1 pseudogene is annotated in these 1,655 nt (G+C 65.6%); it reads left to right on the top strand.

Features of this window, described 5'->3' with window-relative positions:
• Window positions 1-112 precede the first annotated feature (112 nt).
• Window positions 113-1,482: pseudogene (locus tag PMI02_RS13680) on the top strand (IS1380 family transposase).
• Window positions 1,483-1,655: the final 173 nt, after the last annotated feature.

Here is a 1,655-nt window from a genome sequence, read left to right as displayed (position 1 = left end):
CCTAGCCTGTTTTATTCACGGAGGCGGGTGATAGGGTTGGCGGGAGTGGCGTAAGCGATTGCTTTGCAGTAGGAAAATGGGTGTCTAGACCAGTCCTGCAGCGAGGCAATTTATGCCACGGACCACACCCGCCGCGAGCGATGATAGCGCACCGGGATTTTCGTTTCCAGCGGTTGGCGGGAAGAAGATCACAGCCGCGTTCGACGGTGGCCGGCTGACCTCGGACGGCGGCGTTCTGCTGCTGGCGCAAGCCGAGCGAGCGATGGGAATTTGCCGGAGGCTTGCGGCTTGCATCGCCGATCCGCGTGACCCGACGCGGGTGACCCATCGCCTTGATGACATCCTGCGCGCCCGGGTGTTCGCGATCACGTGTGGCTACGAGGATGCTGACGATCTCGACGCCCTGCGCGACGATCCGGGGTTCCGCCTGGCACTGGGCAAGTTGCCGGGATCGGGCGCGGGGCTTGCGAGCCAACCGACGATGAGCCGCTGGGAGAATGCACCGACCACGCGCGAACTGGCCCGGATGATGGCCGCGATGATCGGCGTCTACTGTGCCAGCTATCCGGTCCCACCGGCGGCGGTGACGCTGGACATCGATGACACCTGCGATGTCGTGCACGGCTATCAGCAGCTCTCGTTTTGGAATGGCCATCACGGCGAACGCTGCTTTCTGCCGATCCACGTCTACGACACTGCGACCGGCCGTCCGGTCGCGATGCTGCTGCGCACCGGCAAGACGCCGTCTGGTGCCGAAGGTGCCGGCCACATCCGGCGCCTGGTGCGTCATATCCGCCAGCACTGGCCCGATACCCACATCACCATCCGCGGAGACGGGCACTACGGTCGGCCCGAGATCATGGCGTTCTGCGAGGCGGCCGGGGTCGATTACGTGTTCGGCTTGCCGACCAACGCCGCGCTGCGGGCCGATCCGATCATTGTCGCCGTCGCCGATGCCTGCGCGGTCAAGCGGGCTCAGCGCCAATGCCCGGTCCTGCGCCATTATACCGAGACCCGCTACGGCGCCAAAAGCTGGAAGGGCCAACGCGCGTCGTCGCCCGGATCGAAGCCAGCACGCTGGGCATGGACATCCGCTATGTCGTCACCTCGCTGACAGAAGGCTCGGCCGAGCATATTTACGACACGCTCTACTGCGCGCGCGGCCAGGCCGAGAACCTGATCAAGCGCCACAAGACCCAGTTGGCCAGCGATCGCACCTCGTGCCGCTCGGCCAATGCCAACCAGATGCGCCTCATCCTGCATACCGCCGCCTACTGGCTGATGTGGCGCATCCAGCAGGCCATCCCCAAGGCCACTGCGCTGGCCGCTGCCGAGTTCGCGACTCTGCGCCTGCGGCTGCTCAAGGTCGCTGCCCGCGTCATCGAAAGCGCCTCGCGTATCCGTGTCGCCTTCGCGTCAGCATGCCCCGACGCCGGCGTGTTCAAAGCCATCGCCACCGGTCTTCGGCCAGCGCCGACATAGCCAGCGCGGCCATGCCGCCGAAACCCGAGCCCTCGTCCCGTCAAACTCGAAAAGCCCATTGCTCCTGACGCGGTGAAAAACACCGGCGCCGGCGCTCGCCCAAGTCAAGCCGCCAAACACCGATCGAGCTCGGGACACACCAGAGCGGCGGGCTCGTGAATAACCCGGGCTAG

It is taken from the genome of Novosphingobium sp. AP12 (assembly GCF_000281975.1).
In the GTDB taxonomy this organism is placed as follows: domain Bacteria; phylum Pseudomonadota; class Alphaproteobacteria; order Sphingomonadales; family Sphingomonadaceae; genus Novosphingobium.
The sequence above is the reverse complement of the archived record's forward strand: the minus strand, read 5'-3'. Positions and strand labels throughout refer to the sequence as shown.